This window comes from Staphylococcus sp. GDY8P119P (genome assembly GCF_017892075.1).
Lineage (GTDB): Bacteria > Bacillota > Bacilli > Staphylococcales > Staphylococcaceae > Staphylococcus > Staphylococcus ureilyticus.
This window is the reverse complement of sequence record NZ_JAESKJ010000011.1, coordinates 76362-96785: the sequence shown is the minus strand read 5'-3', so window position 1 is coordinate 96785 and position 20424 is coordinate 76362. Positions and strand designations below refer to the sequence as shown.

The 20424-nt window shown below is 33.2% G+C and carries 15 protein-coding genes; 8 read left to right on the top strand and 7 right to left on the bottom strand.

Annotation, left to right across the window (positions count from 1 at the left end):
- Positions 1-8 precede the first annotated feature (8 nt).
- Both KA830_RS11330 and ccpA read left to right on the top strand, forming a co-directional pair.
- A complete protein-coding gene (locus KA830_RS11330; RefSeq protein ID WP_046206831.1) occupies positions 9-1100 on the top strand; it encodes a bifunctional 3-deoxy-7-phosphoheptulonate synthase/chorismate mutase in 1092 nt (363 codons plus the stop codon).
- Positions 1101-1411: 311 nt separating this feature from the next.
- Complete coding sequence (gene ccpA / locus KA830_RS11325; RefSeq protein WP_192945927.1) at positions 1412-2401, top strand: catabolite control protein A; 990 nt, start codon at positions 1412-1414, stop codon at positions 2399-2401.
- 193 nt (positions 2402-2594) lie between these two features.
- Here the strand turns inward: ccpA and KA830_RS11320 are convergent, their stop codons facing one another.
- The gene (locus tag KA830_RS11320) at positions 2595-3749 is read right to left on the bottom strand and encodes an acetoin utilization protein AcuC (RefSeq protein ID WP_064208830.1); all 1155 of its coding nucleotides are present in this window, start codon (positions 3747-3749) and stop codon (positions 2595-2597) included.
- A 17-nt stretch (positions 3750-3766) separates the two neighbouring features.
- Positions 3767-4399, bottom strand: a complete 633-nt coding sequence (locus KA830_RS11315; RefSeq protein WP_046206833.1) for a hypothetical protein — start codon at positions 4397-4399, stop codon at positions 3767-3769.
- A gap of 181 nt (positions 4400-4580) precedes the next feature.
- Between KA830_RS11315 and acsA the strand changes: the two genes are divergently transcribed.
- Both acsA and KA830_RS11305 read left to right on the top strand, forming a co-directional pair.
- Complete coding sequence (gene acsA, locus KA830_RS11310; protein ID WP_204180431.1) at positions 4581-6290, top strand: acetate--CoA ligase; 1710 nt, start codon at positions 4581-4583, stop codon at positions 6288-6290.
- Between the two features lie 303 nt (positions 6291-6593).
- Positions 6594-8261 carry a formate--tetrahydrofolate ligase gene (locus KA830_RS11305; RefSeq protein WP_046206835.1) on the top strand — a complete coding sequence of 556 codons (1668 nt, stop codon included), beginning with the start codon at positions 6594-6596 and terminating at the stop codon, positions 8259-8261.
- 244 nt (positions 8262-8505) lie between these two features.
- Here the strand turns inward: KA830_RS11305 and KA830_RS11300 are convergent, their stop codons facing one another.
- Entirely contained in the window at positions 8506-9417 is a 912-nt protein-coding gene (locus KA830_RS11300) for a biosynthetic peptidoglycan transglycosylase (protein WP_064208831.1), read from the bottom strand.
- A 397-nt stretch (positions 9418-9814) separates the two neighbouring features.
- Here KA830_RS11300 and tyrS point away from each other — a divergent pair, with 397 nt between their 5' ends.
- Positions 9815-11077 carry a tyrosine--tRNA ligase gene (gene tyrS, locus KA830_RS11295; RefSeq protein WP_064208832.1) on the top strand — a complete coding sequence of 421 codons (1263 nt, stop codon included), beginning with the start codon at positions 9815-9817 and terminating at the stop codon, positions 11075-11077.
- Positions 11078-11357: 280 nt separating this feature from the next.
- Here the strand turns inward: tyrS and KA830_RS11290 are convergent, their stop codons facing one another.
- Complete coding sequence (locus KA830_RS11290; RefSeq protein WP_204180432.1) at positions 11358-12644, bottom strand: S1C family serine protease; 1287 nt, start codon at positions 12642-12644, stop codon at positions 11358-11360.
- A 166-nt stretch (positions 12645-12810) separates the two neighbouring features.
- On the opposite strand from KA830_RS11290, the gene KA830_RS11285 reads away from it, so the two are divergent.
- The 3 genes from KA830_RS11285 (at position 12811) to KA830_RS11275 (ending at position 16453) form a co-directional block, all read left to right on the top strand.
- The gene (locus KA830_RS11285; protein ID WP_046206839.1) at positions 12811-13431 is read left to right on the top strand and encodes a lysophospholipid acyltransferase family protein; all 621 of its coding nucleotides are present in this window, start codon (positions 12811-12813) and stop codon (positions 13429-13431) included.
- Positions 13432-13595: 164 nt separating this feature from the next.
- On the top strand, positions 13596-15092 hold the full coding sequence (gene nagE / locus KA830_RS11280) for an N-acetylglucosamine-specific PTS transporter subunit IIBC (protein ID WP_204180433.1): 1497 nt from the start codon (positions 13596-13598) through the stop codon (positions 15090-15092).
- Between the two features lie 239 nt (positions 15093-15331).
- A complete protein-coding gene (locus KA830_RS11275) occupies positions 15332-16453 on the top strand; it encodes an HAD family hydrolase (RefSeq protein ID WP_210122868.1) in 1122 nt (373 codons plus the stop codon).
- A gap of 536 nt (positions 16454-16989) precedes the next feature.
- Here the strand turns inward: KA830_RS11275 and serA are convergent.
- The 3 genes from serA to KA830_RS11260 form a co-directional block, all read right to left on the bottom strand.
- Positions 16990-18606, bottom strand: a complete 1617-nt coding sequence (serA, locus tag KA830_RS11270; RefSeq protein WP_204180435.1) for a phosphoglycerate dehydrogenase — start codon at positions 18604-18606, stop codon at positions 16990-16992.
- On the bottom strand, positions 18599-19759 hold the full coding sequence (locus KA830_RS11265) for a pyridoxal-phosphate-dependent aminotransferase family protein (RefSeq protein WP_046206843.1): 1161 nt from the start codon (positions 19757-19759) through the stop codon (positions 18599-18601). Before KA830_RS11265 ends, serA begins: the two co-directional genes overlap by 8 nt.
- 164 nt (positions 19760-19923) lie before the next feature.
- Positions 19924-20364 (bottom strand): SACOL1771 family peroxiredoxin, encoded by a 441-nt coding sequence (locus KA830_RS11260; protein WP_046206844.1) that lies wholly within the window; start codon positions 20362-20364, stop codon positions 19924-19926.
- Positions 20365-20424: the final 60 nt, after the last annotated feature.

Below are 20424 nucleotides of genomic sequence, written 5' to 3'. Positions count from 1 at the left end.
TGACTAAAATGACAGACAAATTACAAGAATACAGAGATGAAATTGTTGGAATTAATGAACAAATACTAGACCTTTTATCTAAAAGAGGGAAGATTGCACAAAAAATAGGTGAAGAAAAGCGCAAGCAGGGTACAATGGTTTATGACCCTCAACGTGAAAAAGAAATGATTAACCAACTATTAGATAAAAACGAAGGTCCGTTTAATGATAATGTGATTAAACAACTATTTAAAGAAATATTTAAAGCCTCTACTGACTTGCAAAAATCAGAGAATGAAAAACATTTATATGTATCTAGAAAATTGAAACCAGAAGATACGATTGTTCAGTTTGATAATAAAGGTATTATCGGTGACGGTAATAAATCTTTTGTTTTTGGTCCATGCTCAGTTGAATCACAAGAACAAGTAGATACAGTTGCAGCAGATTTACAAGCCAAAGGTGAAAAGTTCATTAGAGGTGGAGCGTTTAAACCTCGTACATCACCTTATGATTTCCAAGGTTTAGGTGAAGAAGGACTAAAAATACTTAAAAATACAAAAGATAAATATGGTTTAAATGTTGTAAGTGAAATTGTAAATCCAGCAGATTTTGAAATCGCTGATCAATATTTAGACGTTTTCCAAATTGGTGCGCGTAATATGCAAAATTTTGAATTATTAAAAGAAGCAGGACGTTCTAATAAGCCAGTATTATTAAAACGTGGATTAGCCGCTACAATCGAAGAATTTATCTTTGCAGCTGAATATATTGCATCGCAAGGTAATGAAAATATAATTTTATGTGAACGTGGTATACGTACATATGAAAAAGCTACAAGAAATACATTAGATATTTCAGCAGTACCGATTTTAAAACAGGGGACACATTTACCAGTTTTAGTAGATGTTACACATAGTACTGGACGTAAAGATATCATGTTACCAACTGCAAAAGCAGGTTTAGCTGTTGGTGCTGATGGTATTATGGCAGAAGTTCACCCAGATCCTTCTGTTGCATTAAGTGATAGCGGTCAACAAATGGATTTAAATGAATTTGAAAAATTCTACAATGAATTAAAACCATTAGCTGATATGTATAACAATAAACAATTAAAATAATTTATATCATACGATGACTTTATAACCTCTATTTTGCATACTAATTATTTAGGTGCATATAGAGGTTTTTATATTTCTTTTTAATAGCAATTTATACGAATTTATACTAATATTAATTACTATTTTTGAAAATGATTGTAATAGAAATAAAAACATATACTTAAATAAGATTTAATAAATTATTATGAAATTGACATTATTATGACATTCAAATCAAAATGATTTTACATTTGCGAAAAATATGGTAAACTTTGAAAATGTTATGAAAACAGAGTATAATAATAAAGAAATCGCTTTCAAGGAGGAAGTTTATGACTGTAACAATTTATGATGTAGCTAGAGAAGCAAGGGTATCTATGGCTACTGTTTCGCGTGTCGTAAATGGTAACCAAAATGTAAAACCGGAAACACGAGACAAAGTGAACGAAGTTATTAAAAAGTTGAGTTATCGTCCCAACGCAGTAGCAAGAGGATTAGCAAGTAAACGTACGACGACTGTTGGGGTAATCATCCCAGATATTTCAAATGTGTATTATTCACAACTCGCACGTGGTTTAGAAGATATTGCTACAATGTACAAATATCACTCAATCATATCGAATTCTGATAATGACCCTGGCAAAGAGAAAGAAATTTTTAATAATTTATTAAGTAAACAAGTAGATGGTATTATCTTTTTAGGTGGAACGATATCAGAAGAAATTAAAGAATTGATTAATAAATCATCTGTACCAGTAGTCGTGTCAGGTACGAACGGTAAAGATGAAGGAATTTCATCTGTCAATATCGATTTCCAAACAGCTGCAAAAGAAATCACAGCGCACTTAATAGAAAAAGGAGCAAAACGATTTGCTTTTGTAGGCGGAGACTATTCCAAAAAGGCACAAGAAGATGTGTTAGAAGGATTAAAAGAGGTTTTATCAGAAAATCAATTAACATTAGATGAACAATTAGTTTTCAATGGCAATGAGACCTATAAAGATGGTTTACGTGCATTTGGTGCATTAAAATCTACTAAACCAGATGCTATTTTATCAATTAGTGATGAACAAGCAATTGGTTTAGTTCATGCAGCACAAGATGAAGGTGTAACTGTTCCAGATGATTTACAAATTGTTAGTTTTAATAACACACGTTTAGTTGAAATGGTTAGACCACAATTATCAAGTGTGATTCAGCCGTTGTATGACATTGGTGCAGTGGGAATGAGATTATTAACCAAATATATGAACGAAGAAGAAATTGATGAACCTAATGTGATTTTACCACATAGAATTGAATACAGAGGTACTACAAAATAAAGTTAATAAAACAGCAGAATTTGGACATAAATTTTATGTAACATGATTTCGTTGTCAGAGTTAAGTAAGAATGAACAGGATTTAAGTGTCACTTGAGCTGCAACTCGTGCAATAGCCCCACTAACTCAACGAACTGAGTAGTGGGGCTTTATCATGTCTGTATTTTTATGTAATAAAATAATGAATACCAATGTTATTTAAACCAACTTAATACTTGAGTTGCATGTTTCATATTGATTTCTGTAATTTCTTTACGTCTAGGTATTAATTGATAATCTAGTTTTTGGTCTTTCCAAGTTGTAGGTAATTCACAAGTAGCATAGGGTGTCCACTTAGCGATCCACTTTTCAGGTAATTCGCCTTGCTGTTGTTGTTCACCAATTAATGCTAAAAAAACATGCGTCCATGCCCTAGGTACAACTTTCCAAATATTGTAACCACCGCCACCAAACATAATTACTTTTCCATCAGTATATTTATCTGCTAATGCTTTAATTTTATAGGGGATTTCATATAGTGCATTTAATGTACAACTCATATGTGTGAGTGGGTCTAAATAATGAATATCTACACCGTGCACACTCACAATGATATCAGGTTTGAAAGAGGCAACCACAGGTTCTAATGTTTCATTTAAGACTTCTAGATAAGAATCATCTTCTGTGTAGGGTTCAAGTGGTATATTGACGGTATAACCGAAGCCTTGTTCATTGCCGCGTTCTGTATAGTTTCCCGAACCAGGGAATAAAAATTTGCCTGTTTCATGTATAGAATAAATTAATGCATCGTTGTTAGTGTAAAAGCTCCATTGTGTTCCATCCCCATGATGTGCATCTGTATCTATACACATTACTCGTAAATCATAATGCTTGATGAGATAAGCAATCGTAATTGCCACATCATTGTATATGCAGAAACCATTGGCACGACCTGGCAAACTATGATGTAACCCACCACCTAAATGGCAACCATTGGTGAATGTACCGTCCATAATTTTATCAGCTAAATTAAGGGCACCACCCACAATGCGTGCACTGTGTTTATGCATCATTCTAAACTGTAGTGTATCGCTTCCATCTAAGCCATATTTCTTGGCTTCATTGTCATTTAAAATGCCATGTGATGCACGTCTAATAGATTGTATATAATCATAGCTATGAATCAAATTTAATTCGTCATCTGTAGCGATTCGCGGTTTAACAATGTGTTCAGGTTTTAAATAACCTAAATCACTTAATAGTTCAGTTGTCAGTTTCAATCTCATTTGATTGAAAGGATGTTGATTACTAAAACGGTATTGTAAGATTTCGTTTGAATAAACAAAACCAGTTTTTTGGGTATTGCTCATATTGATTTAACTCCCCTTTAAAAGAAAAAGCGATTCTTGTATCTTAAATCATCGAATGCTTGTAATTGATCAATGGAAATGCGTGCACCTATTCTTGCCATTAAACAATTTGCTGGATGACTAGTGATTTCAGGATCATCTGTAGCAAAAATTTCTAGGCCCCCATAACCCATTAATTTTTGCATTAATTTTTTATAAGCAAAAACATCTAGACCTGAATTTTTTAAATCCCAATGCCAATAATACTCAGTAGTTAAAACGATATAATCTTCATATTCATCAGCCGCCAAACTTAAACGAATGAGTTTACTGCCTAAATGTAAATGTCGATAAGGTAAACTGATTTCTATCGCACCCAGTTCAATTAAATACTCAAGGTTACCATCAGACCAACGTTCTAATGGATCAGGATAGTGATAAGTGACATAACCTACAATATGGTCATGCTTTCTAATCACAAAAATTCTACCTTCTTTTAATTCACTAATTTCTTTTATAGCTATAAATTGATCGTTAGGTTGTCGAAAAGCAGAAAGTCCATCATCAAAAGTCATAAGTTCAAGATTTTCTCTAGAGACAGGGCCTTCTATTATAAATGTACCTTCGTCCAAATGAAATGTTTGAAATTGATACGTTTTTATATGTTCCATTTTTTCACTCCAAACGACTGTAGATGAATGTCATATTCACCCTTTAATACTTTTAGTATAAGTGATTTCGGAGGAAATTAACACGAAAATGTATCCGTTTACACTAATTATTTTGAAAATTGTGAATTTGTTAGTTATAATATGCATTAAGCATTCGATTTCATTAAGAGGGGGATTTAGAATGAAAGTAGAAGTATATAAAGGGGAAGAAGGAAATTTTAACCTTCAAAACTATGAGAAACAATACAACAACTTTGATTGGAAAGAGGTCGAAAAAGCATTTTCATGGTATGACACAGGTAAAGTGAATATGGCGCATGAATGTATCGATCGCCATGTGGATGAAGGTAAAGGAGAAAAAGTTGCACTTCATTATAAAGATGATCAGCGACAAGAAAGTTATACTTTCAGTGAAATGAAATCAAAATCAAATAAAGCTGCAAATGTTTTAAAAGATAAAGCCAACGTTGAAAAAGGTGATCGTGTATTTATTTTTATGCCAAGAACACCTGAACTTTATTTTGCGTTATTTGGTATTTTGAAAATAGGTGCAATTGTAGGCCCATTATTTGAAGCATTTATGGAAAAAGCTGTTGGGGATAGACTAGAAAATAGTGAGGCAAAAGTAATAGTTACTACTAACAGTTTATTGCCAAGAATACCTATAGATAAGTTACCAAATTTAGAAACAATCATTGTAGTTGATAATGATGTAGATGGTGCATATGTAGATTTCAATAGTGAATTTGAACAAGCGAGTGATCAATTTGAAACGGAATGGTTAGATTTAGATGATGGTTTGATTTTACATTATACATCAGGCTCAACTGGTCAACCTAAAGGTGTATTACATGCGCAAAAAGCGATGTTAGTACATTATATTTCAGGTAAATATGTACTTGATTTTAAAGATGATGATGTGTATTGGTGTACAGCAGATCCAGGATGGGTCACTGGAACATCTTATGGTATATTTAGCCCTTGGTTAAACGGCGTTACGAATTGTATTGCGGGAGGTAGATTTTCTCCTGAAGCATGGTATGGTATGATAGAAGAATTTAAAGTGACTATATGGTATACGGCTCCAACAGCATTAAGAATGTTAATGAGTGCTGGTGATGATATTGTTGAAAAATATGACTTGTCATCATTAAAGAGTATTTTATCTGTCGGTGAACCATTAAACCCTGAAGTCATTAAATGGGCAAAAGATGTATTTGGACTGCGTGTGCTAGATACTTGGTGGATGACTGAAACAGGTGGCCATATGATTGTAAACTATCCTTCGATGGATGTGAAATTAGGTTCAATGGGTAAACCATTACCAGGTATTGAGGCATCAATTGTAGATGATCAAGGTAATGAATTACCTCCTAATCGCATGGGTAATTTGGCAATTAAAAAAGGTTGGCCATCCATGATGATTTCTATTTGGAATAATCCCGAAAAATATGAATCGTATTTCATTGGTGACTGGTATGTATCTGGAGACTCAGCTTATAAAGACGAAGATGGATATTTCTGGTTCCAAGGTCGTGTAGATGATGTAATCATGACTGCAGGTGAACGCGTAGGTCCATTTGAAGTAGAATCGAAATTAGTGGAGCACGAAGCAGTTGCAGAAGCAGGCGTCATTGGTAAACCAGATCCTGTACGCGGTGAAATTATTAAAGCATTTGTTGCGTTACGCCCTGAATTTGAGGAAAGTGAAGAGTTGAAAGAAGAAATTCGTAAGTTTGTTAAAGAAGGTTTAGCTGCACATGCTGCACCACGTGAAATAGAATTTAAAGAAAAATTACCGAAAACACGTTCAGGTAAAATTATGCGTCGCGTACTAAAAGCATGGGAACTTGACTTGCCAGAAGGCGACTTAAGTACGATGGAAGATTAATTAAATACAAAGTGTTAAAGTTTTATTTCACATGCAAAACTTGCTAAAAACACTCCTTTATTGATAGGTTTTAACTTTGCTTAAAATTTTGAAATAAAGGAGTTTTTAGTGTAATAAAACAATATGAGTATAAATGTATATCATAATTTTACAAAAGTAGCTTATTATTTTGAAAGCGTTATCTCTATTAATCGACAACACAACATTATTTGGTTATTATGAATATGTAAGGAATTTTGACTCACTGATTGAAATTTGATTTTTAAAAGTGATTAAAATTTATAAAAGAAGGGGCGAATGAATTTGGCACATTTATCAGACTTAGATATTGCTAATCAATCAACATTACAACCTATAGGGGACATAGCTGAAAAAGTAGGTATTCCAGCAGATGCTTTAGAACCATATGGACACTATAAGGCTAAGATAGATATTAACCAAGTTAAACAAAAAGATAACAAAGGGAAAGTCGTATTAGTAACAGCTATGAGCCCAACACCAGCTGGTGAGGGGAAATCAACAGTTACTGTTGGTTTGTCTGATGCATTTAACCAATTAAAGAAAAATGTAATGGTTGCATTACGTGAACCAGCTTTAGGACCAACGTTTGGTATTAAAGGTGGAGCGACAGGTGGCGGATACGCTCAAGTGTTACCGATGGAAGATATTAACTTGCATTTTAATGGTGATTTCCATGCGATTACTACAGCGAACAATGCTTTATCAGCATTTATTGATAACCATATTCATCAAGGCAATGACTTAGGCATTGACCAAAGAAGAATTGAGTGGAAACGCGTTTTAGACATGAATGATCGTGCACTAAGAAATGTGATCGTAGGATTAGGTGGGCCAACGCAAGGTGTACCACGTGAAGATGGTTTCAATATTACAGTGGCTTCAGAAATTATGGCAATTTTATGTTTAGCTAATGATATTCAAGATTTAAAATCTAAAATCAGCAAAATTACAGTAGGTTATACAAGAGATCGTAAACCTGTCACTGTTGCGGATTTAAAAGTTGAAGGTGCATTAGCAATGATACTTAAAGACGCAATCAAACCAAATTTAGTCCAAACGATTGAAGGTACACCTGCATTAGTACACGGTGGCCCATTTGCAAATATTGCACATGGTTGTAACTCAATTCTTGCTACTCAAACAGCAAGAGAATTAGCTGATATTGTCGTAACAGAAGCAGGCTTTGGCTCAGATTTAGGTGCTGAGAAATTTATTAATATCAAGGCACGTGAAGCAGGATTTGAACCATCAGCAGTCGTAGTAGTAGCTACGATTCGCGCGATTAAAATGCATGGCGGCGTTGCAAAAGACAACCTTAAAGAAGAAAACGTTGATGCATTAAAAGCAGGAATTGTAAACTTAGAACGCCATGTAAATAACGTGAAAAAATATGGGTTAGAACCAGTGATTGCATTAAATGCATTTATTCACGATACAGATGCAGAAACTAAATTTGTTCAAGAATGGGCAAAAGAAAATGGTGTACGACTAGCTTTAACAGAAGTTTGGGAAAAAGGTGGTAAAGGTGGTATCGATTTAGCTAACGAAGTGTTAGAAGTGATCGAACAACCACAAGATTTCAAACATTTATATGAACTAGAGCAACCATTAGAAGATAAAATTGAAACAATCGTAAAAGAAATTTACGGCGGTAGCAAAGTAACATTTAGTAGTAAAGCTCAAAAACAATTAAAACAATTTAAAGAAAATGGTTGGGATCATTATCCTGTATGTATGGCCAAAACACAATATTCATTTTCAGATGATGCAACGTTATTAGGTGCACCTGAAGGTTTTGAAATTACAATCCGTGAATTAGAAGCGAAAACAGGTGCAGGGTTTATTGTCGCACTGACTGGTGCAATAATGACAATGCCTGGTTTACCTAAACAACCTGCCGCATTAAAAATGGATGTTACAGATGATGGACATGCAGTTGGTTTATTCTAAATATTTGTTTAAAAAAGTTTAGAAAAAGGCCTAACGATTTCTGACTTTAAAATAGGGGTCAATTTATAACGAAACTGACCTCAATCAGTGAGACTAAATAAAAACACTTTCGTTGGATTCGTTTTAAATGAATCATTCGAAAGTGTTTTTCTATGTGCAATGTTGTTTATCTTAGAGATATAAAAACTAACTCATTTACGTATGGATTAGTCTTTACTTTGGTAAAATATATTAATGAATAATTTTATTTAGTCATTAAATGAGATTTAATATCATAATTTTCTGCACGTCTATAATCATAAAGGGTAATTTCATCTTCTACTAACATACGTTTTAATACATAATGCTGTCTATTTAAACTGACTTGGATTTGATCACTAGGTTTAAGTGAGCCATCTTCATTATAGGGTGTGTAATAGTAGGGACTTTGTAATAACCCAACTAAATAAGCAGATTCAGCAATATTCAAATCCTCAGCAGGTTTGCCAAAAATACTATAAGCAGCTGAACCTATCCCAGAAATATTTGTGCCATTATAATCACGACCAAAAGGAACAATATTTAAATATGTATATAAAATTTCATCTTTAGTCAGTATTTTTTCAGCACGCATTGAGAGTACTAGTTCATTTGCTTTTCGGTTATATGTTTTTTTATTGGTTAAAACTTGATTTTTAACAAGTTGTTGTGTAATTGTACTACCGCCCGTAGCATCCATCGAATTAAATATATCTTGACCAATCGCCCTTAAAACGGCTTTAGGTAAAATACCATTATGTTGAAAGAACAAGCTGTCTTCTGAAGCGGTTAATGCTTTGATCACATTACTATTAACATGTTTTGGACCAACGATAAGTGTATTAATAGAATTGTTATATTCTGATAAAATGTTATCACTTTTATAATCAATATCTTCATTACCAGACACATTTAATAATTTATGTTTTAATTCATTATCTGACATATGCGTTGCTTCTTTTGTTAAATTTTGAAAATAAAGTACAGATATTGCGAGTAAGATAACCAAAGAACAGCTAAATATGAAAAACAAACCTACGAAAAAGTGTTTGATTTTTTTATAAATAAATTCAAACTGTTCCAGTCTAGTAAGTTGTTTATTTTTATGATTGTCTATATCAAACGTCTGTTTTTCCATAGTGGTCCTCCTTAGCTAAACAGTATTATAACATAATACAGAGTGTTGACTTTTAAAATAGAATTAAATATAATTAATATCAATTCGATATCGTTTTTGGATAGAGGAGAAGTAATATATTGTATCATCTTCAGAGAGTTAGTGATTGCTGCGAACTAACGTTGGTCTTTATATGAATACACCTTTATAGCGTAATTATCCAAACGTTTTAGTTAATGAACGTATCATTAATAAAGTTGTTTGACTTAAAGTATGGTGGTACCGTGCATATGCGCCCTTACATAATTATGTAAGGGCGCTTTTTTGCATTTTCTGAGATTATTTTCTTGAATCATAGAAGTGATGCAAATAAAGCCTATTCAAAACTTTATCAATATTTAATTAGGAGGTTGATATCATGACAAATGCATTAATTGAAGAATTAAAATGGAGAGGCTTAATTTATCAACAAACGGATGAAACAGGTATTGAAAATTTATTAAATAAAGAACAAGTTACGTTATACTGTGGTGCCGATCCAACTGCAGATAGTTTACACATTGGTCATTTATTGCCGTTCTTAACTTTACGTCGTTTTCAAGAGCATGGTCATCGACCACTTGTGTTAATTGGTGGCGGTACTGGAATGATAGGTGACCCATCTGGTAAATCAGAAGAAAGAAAGTTACAAACTGAGGAACAAGTTGAAACCAATGTACAAGGTATTAGTAAACAAATGCATAAAATTTTTGAATTTGACACAAATAAAGGTGCAAAACTAGTTAATAATAAAGATTGGCTTGGACAAATATCATTAATTGAATTTTTACGTGATTATGGTAAACATGTCGGTGTAAATTACATGCTAGGCAAAGATTCTATTCAAACGCGTTTAGAACACGGTATTTCATTTACAGAATTTACTTACACAATTTTACAAGCAATTGATTTCGGACATCTTAATCAAACATACAATTGTAAAATTCAAGTGGGTGGTTCAGACCAATGGGGCAATATCACTAGTGGTATTGAACTCATGCGTCGTATGTATGGAGAAAATGAAGCATTTGGTCTAACGATTCCTCTAGTAGTTAAATCTGATGGTAAAAAATTTGGTAAAACAGAAGGTGGAGCAGTATGGTTAGATGCTGACAAAACAAGTCCTTATGAATTCTACCAATTTTGGATTAATTCAACAGATGAAGATGTTATTAAATTTTTAAAATACTTCACATTTTTAAGTAAAGCAGAAATAAATGATTTAGAAAAATCATTGCAAGAAGCACCGCATTTACGAGAAGCACAAAAAGCATTAGCTGAAAATGTAACTAGATTTATTCATGGCCAAGATGCATTAGATGATGCAATTAGAATTTCACAAGCGTTATTTTCAGGTGATTTGAAATCACTTTCAGCTAAAGAATTAAAAGAAGGATTTAAAGATGTACCACAAGTTGACTTAAACCACACGACTTCGAACATTGTTGAAGCCATTGTTGAAACGGGCATATCTTCATCTAAAAGACAAGCACGTGAAGACATAAATAATGGTGCGATTTATATAAACGGTGAAAGACAACAAGATGTAAATTATGAATTGTCAGATGAAGATAAGATCGATAATGCATTTACAATTGTGCGTAGAGGTAAGAAAAAATACTTTATGATTAATTATAAATAAGGACATTTTTAATCGTAAGAGTTGAAAGATAAAAGGTGAGTGAAACTGAAATCTAATTTTATTAAAATGATTTTGTCGTTCCACCACTAATAGTGAAGACTACATTTGAAAAAATTAGAACTTAAGCTCATGCATAAGTCCCACTACTCAATTTATTGAGTAGTGGGACTTTATCATCTACTGACAATATAAAGGAGTCTGGACATTATTGATGTCCCAAACTCCTTTTTTTAAAGATTAAGTTTTGTGTCTTGTTTTCTTAACATATTACCACATTTTATTAATTAAAAGGGACGGCTTCCTCTTTAGATGAGTCTGTGGTATTAGACTTTTGTTCTGTTAATTTTACATCAACACTTTGTGTTTTACCTTTTCTTTCAATTGTTAAATTAACATTATCCCCCGGTTTTTTATGTTCATATAAATAAGAGCGAAGTTCTGTATCTTCTTTGACTTTTTCATCATCAATTTTTGTAATAATATCGCCTTCTTTTAATCCACTATCAGCATATACTTTGGCTACATATATACCATGTTTTTTATCTGTGTTTAATTGTTTTTTATATTCATCTGGAATTTCGCTTAAATTTAGTAAACCAATACCAATAGAAGGGCGATCGATTTTTCCATTTTTAACGAGTTCTTTAATTGTAACTTTCACTTCGTTACTAGGTATTGCGAAACCAATACCTTCAACTTGTTCATTTGCTATTTTCATAGAATTTATACCTACTAAATTCCCATTTAAATCTACTAATGCACCACCAGAATTACCAGGGTTAATGGCTGCATCTGTTTGTAGTACATTTACTTTGTTCGCACCTGCTGATGTTTGCGTATCAATTGTACGTTCGCTAGCTGAAATAATACCTGATGTTACAGAATTTGCGAATTCTAAACCTAGTGGGTTACCCATTGCAAATACGCTGTCACCAGTTTTTACTTTAGAAGAATTTGCAAAGTCTATCGCTTTTGTACCTTTGGTATCATCAATTTTTAATACAGCAATATCAGTAAGTGCATCTTTACCTATTAATTTGGCATCTACTTGATTAGAGTTATGTAATTGTACTTTAATTTCACTAGCACCATCGATTACGTGATTATTTGTAACAATATATGCGGACCCATTGTTTTTTTGATAAATCACACCAGAACCCACGCCAGCTTCTTCTGATTTAGCAGATTTTCCTTTAAGTAAGTCATCTAAATTTTGAGCTTTTTGCATATTGATGACACCAACAATTGCAGGTGACACATCTGTAATCATTTGATTCACAGAATCATACTTATCACTTTTACCATCTAATGAATTACCAGCATTATTGTTATTATTCGCTTCTTTAACAGTTGAACCGTTATCTTCCAAAACTGTATTTTCCATTACTTTACCAATACCTAAGACGATAAGTGCACCTATGATACCAGCTATGAGTGCAACAAGTACAGTTTTGAACCATGGAAATTTTGGTTTTGTTCGTTTACTAAATGTTGGTCGGCTGTAATTTGATGTTTGCGCATCAGGTTGTTTATTGTTTGTATTTTGATCATTGTTCAAATCTGACATATTATACCTCCGATTTATTCTTTAACTCCTATTATGAAAGCTTTGTCCAACTTTTTCTAGTATATCACTATACAACTTTAGACTGAAATATAAATTATCTTGTTCATTAATGCACTAAATGATAGAATCAATAAGGTAATATAAGGTGAAAAAAGTAGGTGGAAAAATGTATAGATTTATTAGCAGTATATTAAATTTAATTATACGTAAAATATGTAAATCATTAGAAGTGCAAGGAGAAGAAAATATTCCTCAATTACATAGGTATGTCGTCACTTGTACTCACGAAAGTTACAATGAAGTCATTATGTTAGGTATGGCTATTTATCCAAATCAAATTCATTATATGGCCAAAAAAGAGTTGTTTAATAATAAGTGGTTCGGTGGATTTTTAAGTTCACTTAATGCTTTTCCAGTCGACAGAGAAAATCCTGGTCCAAGCACGTTGAAAAAGCCAATTAAATTATTAAAAGAAAATAAAACAGTTGGTATTTTTCCAACTGGCCATCGTATGAAATATGACGAAGGTTCACCGATGAAACGAGGTGCAGTTACAATTGCTATGATGGCGCAAGCACCCATCTTACCAGCGGCATATATTGGTCCCAAAAAAATTCAGGGCTTAATCACAGGCAAATCAATTATTAAATTTGGTGAACCTATCGACACTAAAAATTTACCAAAAGATATGAAACGAAATGAAAAATTAGAATATTTAACAAAAGAATTGGAAAAAAGAACAATTCAATTACAAAATGAATTAAATGCGTCTGTAGCACATAAATAATTCATTTTACTCATTTTGAATCTTATTTTATATACGAAATTTATAAGACTTGTGTTATTATGGAACTGTACAATGACAACAAGTATAACGCTTTCATTCACCACGTGGACATTTTGTACATGTGGTGATTTTTTAGGTAATTTATTGGGAAATGGGGAATGATTATGTATAGTTTCTTTCAACGTTTGGGAAGATCGCTCATGTTGCCAGTTGCAGTGTTACCAGCAGCTGCTATTATCGTTGGTATTGGTAATGCATTAACAGCACTTGGTATATTGCCAACCATAGCTGCGTTCTTTTCAACAGCAGGCTCAACGATACTAGGGCAACTGGGAATATTATTTGCAATTGGGGTCGCTTTAGGTATGGCGAAAAAAAATGACGGAGCAGTGGCGCTTGCTGCAGCTGTTGGTTTCTTCTTAACAACCGTCGTGCTTAGTCCTGAAAAACTAGCACCATTATTGGGTGTAAAAGAAACAGGAGTAAATGAAGCGTTCGAACAAATGGATAATCAAAACGTCTTAATCGGTTTGATTATCGGTTTAGTTGCTGCATATACGTATAACAGATTTAGTAAAACAGAACTGCCAACAGCGTTATCGTTCTTTAGTGGTAAACGTTTGGTACCTATTTTAACTGCATTCTTTAGTATATTTATCGCGGTTATTATGTTGTTTGTTTGGCCAGTTGTGTACTCAGCAATTGTTGCATTTGGAACATGGATATTAGATTTAGGTCCTGGTGGTGCATTTTTATATGGCTTTTTCAACCGTTTGTTAATACCGACAGGATTACACCATGCATTGAATGCAGTATTTTGGTTTGATTTAGCAGGTATTAATGATATCGCTAAATTCCAAACAGGTGATGGTGCCGTTAAAGGTATTACAGGACGCTATATGGCTGGTTTCTTCCCAGTAATGATGTTTGGGATTCCAGCAGCAGCATTAGCGATGTATCATACTGCTGAGACAAAACAGAAAAAAAGAGTTTATGGCTTAATGTTTGGTGGAGCGATTTCAGCATTTTTCGTTGGCGTGACTGAGCCAATCGAATTTTCATTTATGTTTGTAGCACCAATACTATTTGTTATTCATGCACTATTAACTGGTTTATCTCTGTTTATTGCAGCGCTATTCCACTGGACGGCAGGGTTCTCATTTAGTGCGGGGTTAATTGACTTTTTACTATCTTTGATTAATCCAGTAGCAAATCATCCACTGATGTTAATGGTTCAAGGTGTAGTGTTCTTTATGATTTATTATGTTGTATTTAGATTAGCAATAAAATGGTTGAAACTTAATACACCTGGTCGTGGTGATAACTTACTACCTGACCCGACATCAGAAGAAGCTACAACAGGTGACACTGCAGATTCAGCTGAGTCTGAAGGGGAGTTACAGAAAAATAAGTATTCAAAAACGGCAAGTCAAATCGTAGAAGGTCTTGGTGGCAAAGAAAACATTACTTCTTTAACAAATTGTGCTACTCGTTTACGTATGGAACTCAATGATAATAGTATTATTGATGAAACTAAGATTAAAAGCGCTGGTGCAGTAGGTGTTACTACAAGCGGTAAACACAACACCCAAGTTATCATTGGGACGCAAGTACAACAAGTAGCAGACGAAATGGAAGCGCAACTAGAAGATCATAGTTAGATAGACGTCGTTTGAAAGTTTTATTATAAAGTTGTAGCAATTCATACAATCACGTTTGGAAATTAGCGATAAGTACATGTTATCGTTTCATTTTCAAACGTGATTTTATTTTCAAATTAATTTCATGAAATTAATAATATATTTCTATATATATCTTTTGGAAATACATTGCTCTTTTCACATGTAAATAGTACGATATACTAGTATCAGAATTTTCTGATTAAAGGAGAGGAACTAAGATGAAGTCGGTATTATTTGATGTTGATGGTGTGTTTTTAAGTGAAGAAAGGTGCTTTGATGTATCTGCATTAACGGTTTATGAAATGTTAATGAGTAAAGATTATATTGCTATTGACCCATCTATAGATTTTCATGAACTGGATGACGAGCAAATTTCTGAAATAAGAGATATTGTCTTTTACCATGATGAGATCTTAACAAAGTTAAAATCTTTAGGGTTGAATTCAAACTGGGATATGTTATTTATTGTTATTGCATTACATTACATTGACTTATGCAAATCACTTACTCAAGAGGAATTGTCTATTGCATTGAATTCAAAAAGCTTTAGTGAAAAAACGCTACAATTTCTCGGTGATCATATTTCTGATATTGAGCTTAATTTTGAATTACCACTTTCATTTTTAGATGGTTTAAGTTCTGGTAAAGCAAATATATATCAAGCATTAATTGAACATGCAAAAGTACAGTTAAATACAAAAGATGCTGAATTATTTGAGTTGAAAAGTCCTTTCTGGATGCTAGCACAAGAAATATATCAGGAATGGTATTTAGGTTGCGAATTATATCATGAAGTAGAACTGAAACAACAGCGCACTGACTTTAAAAAAGGCTATATATATCAAGAGGTAGTGCTTAGACCTGTTAGTGAAATCAAGCAATTGTTAGAAGATTTAAAAGAGGCTGGTTACCAAATTGCCATTGCTACAGGCCGACCACGTACTGAGACAATCGTTCCATTTGAAACATTAGGGATTAAATCATTGTTTGACGATTTACATATTGTGACTGCTAGTGATGTATTGATTGCAGAAGAACATTTTCCTGATTTAAAGCCGCTAGGGAAACCCAATCCATTTAGCTATTTAGCAACGCTAGATGGTAATGATTTGCAACATTATAAAAAATATGCAACAAATCAAGAAAATCGTGTAAACCCAAATGAAGTATTTATTGTGGGTGATTCATTAGCTGATTTATTAAGTGCGAAAAAGATAGGTGCAACTTTTATCGGTCCTTTAACCGGTTTGAAAGGACAAAATGCACGTGAGGAATTAGAAAGCTATGATGCTGAATATATTGTCAATCATGTAGGTGAAATTCGAGATATCTTATTATAATACAAATATTGAAGATTGAAGAATATAAGGGATATTAATATATATTTACACCTTGTTAAAGCTGATTACGATTAATGACTTACAGGGTTTACTTAAACTAAAACGCATATATAAACATTTCGAATGATATGAGTAGCTCCACGATGATGTTGAATGCATCGCATACTTTTTAGGAATTGTTTCAACGATTTTATTTACATGTCGTGATACATTACTTATAGAGATTTTGTAATGTGTTGACGCCAGGGGGAATGATATGAGTGAGAGACTACAGGCTCGAGCCATATCCTCAGGCAAGCATGTACGATTAAAATCGTAGTATTTTAAATATAAAGAGGGGCAATCCATATTAAGGATTGCCCCTCTTATTTTGAGAATGGGGATTTAAGTCCTAGCCTTTATTTTTCTGCTATTTATGTCCAGACGCTTAAATAGTATTTCATATGAATAAGACAGTTAATAATAGTTCAAATTAAATGTATCTTGATAAAAAGTTGACAGGACAATCATTTTGTTGTCCTGTCAGTTTATTATTGTTAAATATTGTAATTTTCATTTGCTGCAACATCTAATTCTACACTTCTTATTAGATTAAATCCTTCAATTTCATATAAAGCATCGATTACATCTTGTGTTACAGGATGATCAATCGATAAAATCATCAACGCATTACCACCTTGGTTTGTGCGCCCTAAATGCATAGAAGCGATATTGATATTGTATTCACCTAATATTTGACCTGTACGTCCTACAATACCTGGTCTATCGTTATGATTGATAACCAATTGATGTTTTTCAGGTTTGAAATCAACAGGGTATTCATTAATACGTACGATTCTTGGGCCATAGCCATTTAGTACAGTTGCACCAATTTTAATTTGTGTGTCTTTATTAATTAAAGTTAATTCAATATAATTGCTAAATCCACGATGTTTGGTATCTTTTTCTATATTATATGATACACCTTGCTCATTTAGTAATACTAAGGCATTTATTAAGTTGACACGTTCTGCTAAATCTTGGCGTAATACACCTGATACAAGGGTTCTAGTAAGTAAACTTGTATCATCCAGTGCGATATCCCCTTTATATTTAATTTGTAACTCACGAGGGGCTTTTTCCAATAATTGAATACCTACTTCACCAGTTAATTTACTTAATTCAATATATGGCTTTAATTCATCATTAATTTCATTGAAGGACATTTTTGGTGCGTTAATCGCATTAATGACGTTACCGTGTTCAAATATGTCTATGATTTCATTGGCAACGGAGACTGCAACTTTTTCTTGTGCTTCAACAGTAGATGCACCAAGGTGTGGTGTGACGATGATTTTATCATGTGCAACAAGAGGTGATTCTGTTGCTGGTTCACTTTCAAATACATCAATTGCAGCACCTTGAATTTGATTAGTATCTAATGCTTCGACAAGCGCATCTTCATCAATGATACCTCCGCGCGCAACATTGATAATTTGAAGGGTCGGTTTTGCTTTTTCAAAAAATACTTTATCTACAATACCTTTTGTTTTTGGAGTCAGCGGTGTATGCACTGTTACAAAATCTGCTTGTTCAGCAATTTCATCAACTGTAGCACGTGTCACATTAAGTTCTTTAGCTTTGTCTTCTGACAGATAAGGATCAAAAGCAAGTATGTTCATACCAAAGCTTTGTGCACGTTTTGCTACACCAATTCCAATTCTCCCAGCACCAATAACACCTAATGTTTTATTATAAAGTTCAGTGCCTCTATAAGCTTTACGATCCCATTTACCATTTTTTAATGATTGGTGGGCTTGAGGGACGTTACGTGCCATGGATAAAATCATTGCCATCGAATGTTCAGTAGCTGAAATTGTATTCCCATCAGGTGCATTAATAACGATAACACCATGTTTAGTAGCAGCTTCTACATCAATATTATCCACACCAACACCTGCACGTGCGATGACTTTTAAGTTTGGTGCAGCAGCAATGATATTAGATGTGACTTGGGTTTGGCTACGTACAATCAGTCCCTCATAGTTAGGAATGATTTCAGCTAATTCTGTTTCATTCAAATCAGTTTGAATGTCGACATTAAAATCGCTATGATCTGTTAAATTTTTTAAACCATCTGGTGAAATTGGATCTGAAACTAAAATTTTATACATATGCTTTTACGACCTCCATATATTGTGTGATAGCTTTACCAACATAAGATTCATTTCTAAATTCTGACAATAGTATTTCTAACGCTGATACAACTTGTAAAATATCAAAAGGCGATATTTGCCCCATATGGCCAATACGTAATATTTGGCCTTTTAAATGACCTTGGCCACCAGCAATTGTAATGGCAAATCTATTTTTTAATTCACTCTTAATATAGTTGAGTTCATCTTTAGATTTTGGAGTGAACGCAGTGACAGTAGGAGACGCATAAACATCTTGAACCAATAATTCCAAATCTAATGCTTTCAATGCTTGTCTTAATCCATCCCTTATCGCATAATGCCTAGCAACAACTTGATCTAAACCTTCTGCATTGATTAGTTCGGCGTATGCGTTTACACCTCTAAATAAAGATACATTGGGTGTGAAAGGTGTTGAATGTTCAGCCAATGATTTTAAATATTTATTTAAATCTAAATAAAATCTAGGGGTTTCTACTGCGTTAAATCGTTCTTTTGCACGATTATTATAAGCTACAAATCCGAGACCGGGTGGAAGCATAATTGCTTTTTGACTACCTGAAACAAGTACATCGATATAATCCCGGTCTAAATCTACATCAACAGCTCCAATACAACTAACACCATCAACCACAAAATATATCGATGAATCAAAGTCGTTTAATGCTTTGCCAAGTTCATGAACAGGATGTAATACAGCCGTAGAAGTCTCGCAATATTGACTAAAGACTGCTGTGATTTCAGTGTTTAAAGATTTTAAAAAGTCGATAAAGTCAGGAACATTGACTGCTTGTCCCCATTCAACTTCAAATATATGTACATTATCGTAATAAGTTTCTGCAATTTGTTTAAATCTATTGCCAAATGCACCAGAAACAATTACAACGATGTCATCATCTGGATTTGCTATATTTAGCATACTCGCTTCAAGTACGCTGGTACCACTTGAAGTAAGTATCATAACCTCATTTTTAGAACCAAAGATAGGTTTAAGTGATTTAAAAGCTTGTTCTGCGATTGCTTCAAAATCACTTGATCGATGTCCGACCATTGGTAATTGTGTAGCGTGTAATATATGTTCTGGTACAGGTGTTGGTCCTGGTGTAAGTAACAAAGGATGATAATATTTCATGTGTAATTCCCCCAATGCTTATGATTGTCAAGTTTAGCAAATTTTCAGAAAATATAAAAGTGTAAAAATTTAAAATAATTAAATATATTCAAAATTCTAATAATATGTAAGGGCATACATTGTTATTATAATCATATTCCGTCATACATAAAATGATTGCAAAATTATTTTAATATAGGTTCTATTTTGACGTCAACATTGCCTCTTATAGAATTTGAAATCATGCAATTATTGTCTGCAATCTTTAGTAACTTTGGTAGTTTCTTTTTTAATTGTTCTTTCTGTGTTGTATCTACATTTATTTCAGGATAATGTGTAATGGTATCCATTTTAAATTTGGCATTTTCAAATATAGCTAATCCAATAGTTGATTGTTGTATATCAATATTGGTAAAACCTGAGCGTTCTAATACAGCCGCAAGGGAAATGATATAACAAGATGATGCTGCGGATACTAATAACTCATCAGGATTCGTACCAGTTCCATTTCCGCCTAGACCTGCTGGGATAGATATTTGTTCATTCAAAATATCACCAGAAAGTTTACCGACTGATTCTCGTCCATCTTCCCATTTTGTAGTTACTTTAAATTGATGTTGGACCATTGCTTTGACCTCCATTGTTTTTATGATAACTTAAGTTTAGTGGATTCTAGTTTATAATGA